Annotated in this window: 9 protein-coding genes; 3 read left to right on the top strand and 6 right to left on the bottom strand. The window is 62.0% G+C overall.

The window, feature by feature from the left end:
- Positions 1–51: 51 nt before the first annotated feature.
- From P3T23_RS46670 to P3T23_RS46680, 3 genes are all read left to right on the top strand, one after another.
- Positions 52–1,014: an MlaD family protein gene (locus P3T23_RS46670; protein ID WP_429322795.1), complete on the top strand. Its 963-nt coding sequence runs from the start codon at positions 52–54 to the stop codon at positions 1,012–1,014.
- Positions 1,015–1,032: 18 nt separating this feature from the next.
- The gene (locus tag P3T23_RS46675) at positions 1,033–1,650 is read left to right on the top strand and encodes an ABC-type transport auxiliary lipoprotein family protein (RefSeq protein WP_429322788.1); all 618 of its coding nucleotides are present in this window, start codon (positions 1,033–1,035) and stop codon (positions 1,648–1,650) included.
- 320 nt (positions 1,651–1,970) lie between these two features.
- Positions 1,971–3,794 (top strand): SLC13 family permease, encoded by a 1,824-nt coding sequence (locus tag P3T23_RS46680; RefSeq protein ID WP_429322789.1) that lies wholly within the window; start codon positions 1,971–1,973, stop codon positions 3,792–3,794.
- A 70-nt stretch (positions 3,795–3,864) separates the two neighbouring features.
- On the opposite strand, the gene P3T23_RS46685 is transcribed toward P3T23_RS46680, so the two are convergent.
- The 6 genes from P3T23_RS46685 to P3T23_RS46710 all read right to left on the bottom strand — a co-directional run.
- Positions 3,865–4,458 carry an IMPACT family protein gene (locus tag P3T23_RS46685; protein WP_429322790.1) on the bottom strand — a complete coding sequence of 198 codons (594 nt, stop codon included), beginning with the start codon at positions 4,456–4,458 and terminating at the stop codon, positions 3,865–3,867.
- A 287-nt stretch (positions 4,459–4,745) separates the two neighbouring features.
- Positions 4,746–5,771 (bottom strand): tyrosine-type recombinase/integrase, encoded by a 1,026-nt coding sequence (locus P3T23_RS46690; protein ID WP_429322796.1) that lies wholly within the window; start codon positions 5,769–5,771, stop codon positions 4,746–4,748.
- Complete coding sequence (locus P3T23_RS46695; RefSeq protein WP_429322791.1) at positions 5,687–6,046, bottom strand: hypothetical protein; 360 nt, start codon at positions 6,044–6,046, stop codon at positions 5,687–5,689. Before P3T23_RS46695 ends, P3T23_RS46690 begins: the two co-directional genes overlap by 85 nt.
- 51 nt (positions 6,047–6,097) lie before the next feature.
- Complete coding sequence (locus P3T23_RS46700; RefSeq protein WP_429322792.1) at positions 6,098–6,643, bottom strand: DUF1643 domain-containing protein; 546 nt, start codon at positions 6,641–6,643, stop codon at positions 6,098–6,100.
- A gap of 214 nt (positions 6,644–6,857) precedes the next feature.
- Positions 6,858–7,289, bottom strand: coding sequence for an antirestriction protein (locus P3T23_RS46705; RefSeq protein ID WP_429322793.1), 432 nt, complete (start codon positions 7,287–7,289; stop codon positions 6,858–6,860).
- A 125-nt stretch (positions 7,290–7,414) separates the two neighbouring features.
- Positions 7,415–7,719, bottom strand: a 305-nt coding sequence (locus tag P3T23_RS46710; protein ID WP_429322794.1) for a hypothetical protein, incomplete at its 5' end; no start/stop codon positions are given.

A 7,719-nucleotide genomic window follows, 5' to 3' on the forward strand; every position in this document is an offset into this window, starting at 1 on the left:
TCGAACCGGCATCGGCCGACGCGCAGCTGTGAGAATCCTGGGGACCTGACGATGGAAAACAAATCACATGCGTTCTGGGCCGGGCTCTTCACCGTGGCCCTGACGCTGACGATTGCTGTGGTGGCCTTCCTGTTCAACGTCGACCGGTCGGTGCGCGAACCGTACGACCTGATTGCGCGAACCAGTGTCACAGGGCTTTACGCCGATGCCGCCGTGCGCTTTCGCGGGCTGGATGTCGGGAGGGTGCAGTCGATCAAGTTCGATCACAATCATCCGGGACAGATCGTGATCCGGATCATGGTCGACCAGCACGCGCCGATCACGCATTCGACCTTCGGGACGCTCGCGCTGCAAGGCGTGACCGGTCTCGCGTTCATCCAGCTCGACGACACGGGCAAGGATTTGTCGCCATTGACGACGTCGGCGAAACAGGTTGCGCAGTTGCCGATGCGTCCGGGCCTGTTCGACCAGTTGCAGCTGCGCGGCGATATCCTGCTGCGCAAGCTCGAAAGGGTCGCCGACGACGTTCACGAGATGTTGTCCCCCGAGATGCACGCCCAGTTGCAGGCGGCGGTCACGAGCCTTCAGCATGCCGCCGATGGCGTCGCCACGCTCTCGCAGCAGATGGGGCCGGCCGTCGGCAAGCTGCCAGCCACGCTGGACCAGCTGGACCACATGCTTGCGTCGACGAACCAGCTGATCACGAGCCTCAACCGGCCGAACGGTCCGTTCGAGATGAACCTGAACAAGGTGGGCACGGCCGCGCAGCAGGCCGGCGAGGCTTTGACGTCGATCGACGCAACGGTGCAGGACCTGTCGGCGCGCGTGGGTTACGACACGCTGCCGCGCGTCAACTCGCTTTCCGACGACGTGCGCAGCGCCGCGCGCTCGATCGATCGTGCCGCCGATACGTTCAGCACCAACCCGCGCAGCGTACTGTTCGGCGCTGCGCCCGCCGCCCCGGGACCGGGCGAGCCGGGTTTCTCATGGCCCGCTGCCAACGCAGCAAAATGACTGAAAAGGGACATTGCGATGTCATGCTCAATTCGTCGTTTGGTTTCCGGTGGCGCCGCGCTGACCATCGCGCTTGCTCTCGGCGTTCTTGCCGGGTGCGTCGGCACGAGGCGCGTGGTGGAGGACATTCGCTATGACTTCGGTCCGCCAGCGCCGCTTGCGGCGGCAAGCACGATGCCGGCGGTCAAGGTGCTGGACGTGACCGCACCCGAGTCGCTCAGTACGGACAACCTGAACTACCGGCTGGGTTTTGCCGATGCCCAGCGGCTGGCATCGTATTCGGGAAGTCACTGGACGATGCCGCCGTCGCAATTGCTGACGCAGCGTCTGCGCATCGCGCTCAGCTCACACGGCACCGTATTGACCGGCGCCGATGGTGTGCACGCACCGGTGCTGCGGGTCGATCTGCAGGAGTTCGAACAGGTGTTCGACGGCCAGGCCGATAGCCACGGCGCGGTTACCGCGCGCGCCACGTTGTTTCAGGACGGCAAGGTGATCGGGCAGCGCACGTTCGTCGCGCGAGCGCCCGCCAGTTCGCCCGATGCCGAAGGCGGTGCCCGCGCACTGGCCACCGCCAGCGACGATCTCGTCGCGCAGGTCATCAACTGGGTTGGCACGCAGCCGTTGCATGCGTGATCGGTCGTTGTCGGTCCGTGAAGGGCTGCGGCCTGGTTCGTCGCCCGGCGCCGAACAGGGCAATGCCGGAACGGGTCGCACGATCACACGGCAATCTTGACGATCGCCACCCTGGTGCAGTATTCCCCATTTGAGGCAGCCAGGACCTTCAATGCTCTGTCCAGCATGGCTGTAAACCGACCCGCGCCCGGATAAGCCAGGCCGCGCGAGCGCGCCGCTATTGCCGCACCGATGCCAGAGGTCGCGCCGCCGCAACGGCAGCGCGCCTGAATCATGTTCAAACGTGTACATTCAGAGTCCTGGCCATTACCCGCACAATCATGCACTCCGACCTCGTCGCAGTTCTTGTGCTGCTCGGCGCCGCCATTGCGATGTTTGTCATCGGCAGACCCCGGATCGACGCGGTCGCGCTGATCATGATCGTGTCACTTCCGGCGACCGGCGTCGTCACGATCAACGAGGCGCTCGCGGGTTTTAGCGATCCGGCCGTCGTCCTGATCGCCGCGCTCTTTGTGCTGGGCGAGGGGCTGGTACGCACCGGCGTGGCGCAAAGCGTCGGGGACTGGCTCGTGACAACCAGCGGCAGCAGCGAAACCCGCCTGCTCGTTCTGCTGATGGTCTCCGTCGGCGTGATGGGCTCGATCATGAGTACGACCGCCGTGGTGGCCATCTTCATTCCGGTGGTGCTGCATGTCGTGCAGAAGACGGGTACGCCCGCCAGCCGCCTGATGATGCCGATGAGCGTCGCCGGGCTGATCAGCGGCATGATGACGCTGGTGGCCACCGCACCGAATCTGGTGGTCAACAGCGAGTTGATGCGTATCGGCGAGCAGGGCTTCGGCTTCTTCACGTTCACACCCATCGGCGCGCCCGTGCTTGCGCTTGGCATTGCCTATATGGTGGTGGCACGGCGCAGACTGGGCAGCAGCACAGCGGCGCGCCGTGCAGACGGTCCGACGCTGCATGACTGGGTGGCGCAATATGGCCTGCAGGACCGCGCCTTCCGGCTGAGCGTCGAACGCTCGTCGCCGCTGGTGGGCGAAACGCTCGGCAGTCTTGGCCTGCACGGCGCGCCGGACGCCCATGTGATCGCGGTCGAACGGTTCCAGCGTTTCAAAAGAGAAGTGCTGCGCGCCCTGTCGAGCACCGAAGTGCGCGCGGGCGACATCCTGCTTGTCGATGTCGATGCAAAGGGATTCGACATCGACGCATTGTGCGAGCGGTTTGTCCTGCAGCGGTTACCGATGGCCGGAACCTACTTTACCGATCAGTCACGCGACGTCGGCATGGCCGAGGCCATCATCCCCGTGGACTCTCACCTGGTTGGCATGAAACCCGACAAGTCGCCATTGCTCATGCAGCATGGACTGAGCGTGGTCGGCCTGCGCCGTGGGCGGGTCACGCACGATCATGGGCTGGAGAACGCCACACTGAAGATCGGCGATACGCTACTACTGGTCGGGCCATGGGCGGCCTTTCGGGCACTGCGCAAGGAGGGGCACGATCTGATTGCGCTCAGCCTGCCGGTGGAAGGTCGCACGCTCGTTCCCGTGCCCGATCGGGCGCCGCACGCGATCGCCTGTTTGCTGCTGGTGCTCATACTGATGGTGACCGGGGTTCTGCCCTATGCTCAGTCGGTCCTGATCGGTTGTCTATTGATGGGGCTCTTCCGTTGTATCGATCTCGATTCGGCTTATCGGGCGATTAACTGGCGCACCCTGATACTGATCGTCGGCATGCTGCCGTTTGCGCTGGCGCTGAAACGGACAGGCGGGATGGATTTGGGCGCCGACGCGATGCTTGCACTGGTTGGCACCGCAAGCATCAGAGCCGTGCTGGCGACCGTCTTCGCGATGACCGCGCTCATCGGTCTCGCCATTTCAAACACCGCCACGGCGGTATTGATGGCGCCCGTTGCCGTTGCGCTCGCCAACCATCTGCATGCGTCGCCTTACCCTTTCGGCATGATGGTCGCGCTGGGCGCGTCGTCGGCTTTCGCGACGCCCATTTCGCCGGTCAATACGCTTGTCAGCACGTTCGGCAATTACAGCCTTACCGATTTCGTGAAGGTTGGCGCACCGTTCACGCTGGTCGTGATGGCGGTTAGCGTGCTGCTTGTTCCTTGGCTGCTACCGGCATACTGAAGGCCAGTCGTCCTGGAGCCAGCGTGTTTGCGGGTGTTGGGGGTCGCTGCGCAATCGTGCCGGATATAGCTTAAGCGGTATCGGGGAACAGGGCGCGCCCTTGCGTCATGTCGCGCAACGCATCGCGCGCGGCATCGAGTGCCGTGACCGGCATGCGGATGGTGAGTCGCACAGCCATGCCGTAGGCGCTTTCTGCGAGCGCGTGGTTCTCCTGCTCGATCCAGCGTCGCACGCGTGCTTCGTCCGGGTAGTCGATCTCCACGGTCAGTGTTGCCTGCGCAATCCGTTCGATGCGCGGTGCGTCCTGCAGCGCCGTGGCAATGGCGTCGGTATAGGCGCGCACGAGGCCTCCCGCGCCGAGCTTCACGCCGCCGTAGTAGCGGACAACGGCCGCCAGCACGCCGTCGAGATCGTGATGTCTCAGCACTTCCAGGATCGGCCGGCCCGCGGTGCCGGACGGCTCGCCATCGTCGGACATACCGGACTGCCCGCCGGCGAGGAGCGCCCAGCAGACGTGCGTGGCGGCAGGATGTTCGTCGCGCAGGCGGCGCAGTTCGGCCATCGCCGCGTCGCGATTTTCAACCGGGATCGCATGGGCGATAAAGCGGCTTTTGCGGATTTCGAGTTCCGCGGTGAGTGCGGCGGGAAGGGTGTAGGTAGACAAGACGAATTGCTTTCGGATGGGAACGTGCAGACGTCATGGTAACGGATACGTGCCGTGCCGATGGCAGGGGGCGTTGTTGGGGTGCGCTGGCGGGATTTTGTCAGGATTGACAAAGGTCTCTTGCGGGTTTGCGTGATGACCCGGACGCGTGCACGCCGGATAATGCGTTGCATGACGGATCTAGCTCCCGGCTGGGGCGAAACCGGACTCCTCATCTGGCGATCCGTCATCTTTCCCACGTCCTGTTTCCGTCTTGCGTTCGCTCAGAGCCTTTGCTGACAAGGCTCTCAGGCGGATCGAGCCATGTCTTCGAGAGCGGAACCGGATTTTTTGGGCAACGGGTGTGCCCAAATCTTGACCGTTTCCGCGTGATGAGCAAGATGATCAGGTGCAAGATGGGCATAGCGCAGCACCATCTCGTAGTTCGACCAGCCACCCAATTCCATCAGCACATTTAGCGGTGTTCCGTTCTGCACGTGCCAGCTTGCCCACGTGTGCCGTGTGTCATGAAAGCGGAAATTCTCGAGGCCGGCCCGCGCGCAGGCGCGGCGCCACTGATGCATATCCGATTTCCTGCGCGGCTTCCCGTTGCGGGCAAACACATAGACTGGGTGTTTGCCCAACTGGCGTCTGATCACTTCAACTGCGGCTTCGTTCAGTGGTACGCCGATCGGCTTCTTTGCCTTCGCCTGGTCGGGATGAATCCAGGCCCGCCTGCGCACAAGATCCACCTGAGTCCACTCCATTCCCGAAATGTTGTACCAACGCAGGCCGGTGTTAAACGCCATTTCGGTGATATCGCGCATCCAGTCTGTAGTCATTTCCTCTAGCAGACGAGACGCCTGGTCGGGCGTAATCCAGCGTATCCGGCGTTTTGCTTCCGGAACATCGGTCAGTAGCGGTGCACGATCGATCCACTCCCAGACCCCAGCCGCTGCGTTTAACATGCCGCGGATGGTTGCGAGGTAACGATTGCGGGTTGCAACGCTGAGCGGCTTCGGTGTCGTCAGCTTTCGCTGATCATGCTTCGGAAGTGCATCCATGATTTCAGAGCGGGTTATCGTGTGCAGAGCCCTGCCGACGAAGTGTCGTCCGAACCATGCCAGGTGCCGTTCTTTACTCTCGTAGTCGCGCGTTCCTGCTTCCTGCTCCAGATACTTCATTGCAGCTTCCTCGAATGTCCGGGGAAGCTTTTCGTCGAGCTTCGAAGCGCGCCACAGATCGTTCTTCAGCCTGTCGTGATATTCCTGCGCTTCTTTTCGGTCCTTCGTTTCACAAGATCGGCGAATTCTTTCGCCGCCTGGTGTGCGGATGTCGACAAAGTAGACACCGCTCTTGGGGTGCTTTCGGATGGACATTGCTGCTTCTCCTGTTCCGTCTGCGCCGGTCGACGTTTATTGTAGTCGCTTGTCGTCTGCCGCAGTTTTTCGGGCCATACGCGCCAGACAGAGCCGATCTGGAAGAAACCCAGTGCTTCCTTGTGTGCGTAGACTGTTCCATAAGAAACTTGAAGGAGCGCGGCCGCCTCCTTGATCCCGATGGCACGCTGGCCGGTTATCAGGATTCCTTCGTCGATCAGGTTTCCCATACAACCCTCACTCTATTTGCGTGTTATCGACTGCTCATTGCGCTGTTTCGGTCAAGTCGGAAATTCGAATGGTTCTGGTCGCTTGTTCGCGGCGGTATGCAGTGGGTGTTTCGGGTTGCCGTCAATGTTCATGCCGAGATGGAACAGCTTCCCGCTCATGCTGGTGATCGCAAGGAGGTGCAACACATCGGCCACGCGCGTCGCCACCGCTTCATGTGAGCCCCACGCACAGATGACCATCGACGCACGGTCTACCGCTTCCAGGATTGCACTATTGGCCCGGCTACGCGATCCAAGCGGGTCCGGGTGCATGAGGAGCTCGTCAGGGTTGGTCGCCCGCAGCGGGAACAGGTTGGCGACTTCAGGCCGGCCGAAGTTGTTCGCGACGGCGCGTGCAAAACATCGGGTGACAGTCGGATCGTCGACGAGATGATCGGCTGTCGACGGGTTCAGCATCAGGAACGTCAGTGTTGGACGTGTGGCGTCCCATTCGCGCCAGAGCCGATACCGGTATGCGCCGCAGTCGCTTAACTGTGCGCCGCGCTCTTCAGCGAGGTCTTTGTCGGTCAGGCGTCTCATGTCGGTCAGGCGTCTCATCGTTCCACCTCCCTTCCTGGCGACCAACGTTTAGATCGATTGGCCCCTGTCTACCTGCGTGTCTGCCATATTGCCAATTTCGGTCATACCCACTACGGCACGTCACATCTTCCAAGTGCTGGCGCTGTGCGCGGGGCAAGTCCGTTCCGAAAGGGGCCCCTTGCGGGGCACCCTGGGTCGAACGTAAGTGAATGCGCGACGACTGCACGATCGGTCAGTCAATGGCGGCGAATATCGATGCCGCTTCCGCGTGCTGTGCAGCGAAGTCGCGCAACTGGTAAAACAGCTCACCGAAGTGCACCTCGCCGGTGTGCCAGGCAAGCGCATTGAACGCCATCAGACAGGCCACGATGCCGGCGGCGTCGCACGACATCTCGCCATCGAAGCCGTTGCCATCGCACTGGATGCGCAGTGGCCCCTCCATGCGAGGGGCCATGTAGAAACCACCACTAGACAGTTCGAAGAAGTCCCAGAAACCGCCTGAATACGCCTCACAGACGATTTGTAGCGACTGGTAGACCAGTGCCTCACCCATCATCCGCTGCCGCCCGAAATAGCGTGGCAGCGTGTTCGTACGCTTTGATTCAGGGACACGCACCGCCTTGATGGTGGTGCTCGAGGTCAGGACTTCAGAGTCAGGTTGCATGATGTTCTCCAGCAAAAAAGCGCGGAGCATGCCCCCTGGCGGGGATGCATCCCGCGACGGGTAAATGAGGCAAGCACAAGGCAGGTGCAAGACCATTGGTCTGGCCGTTGCCGTGACAGATGTGGCTAGTCCTGATCGGGCAGCAAGATCGTTGCGACCGGCCGGTCAGTGGTTCCCGCATCGATGACCAGTTTCAGATGAACCTCGGAGGCCGGTGTTGCACTGGCGTCGTCAGGATCGAGGCGCGCACTGAAAAAGACCGCCTTGTCTTCGTGCCGATGCATGACTTCGGCGGCCGCCGCCCACAGAACGGACCACAGGCGCCTCGCTGCAATGCACGATGAACACGGACCGCGAATGACATCGGGAGTGACGTCTGGAAGACCGGCGAGGCACAGGTGCAATGCCTCTTTTGAAATCGCAACAGGCG

The organism is Paraburkholderia sp. GAS448 (assembly GCF_050435685.1).
Classification (GTDB): Bacteria; Pseudomonadota; Gammaproteobacteria; order Burkholderiales; family Burkholderiaceae; genus Paraburkholderia.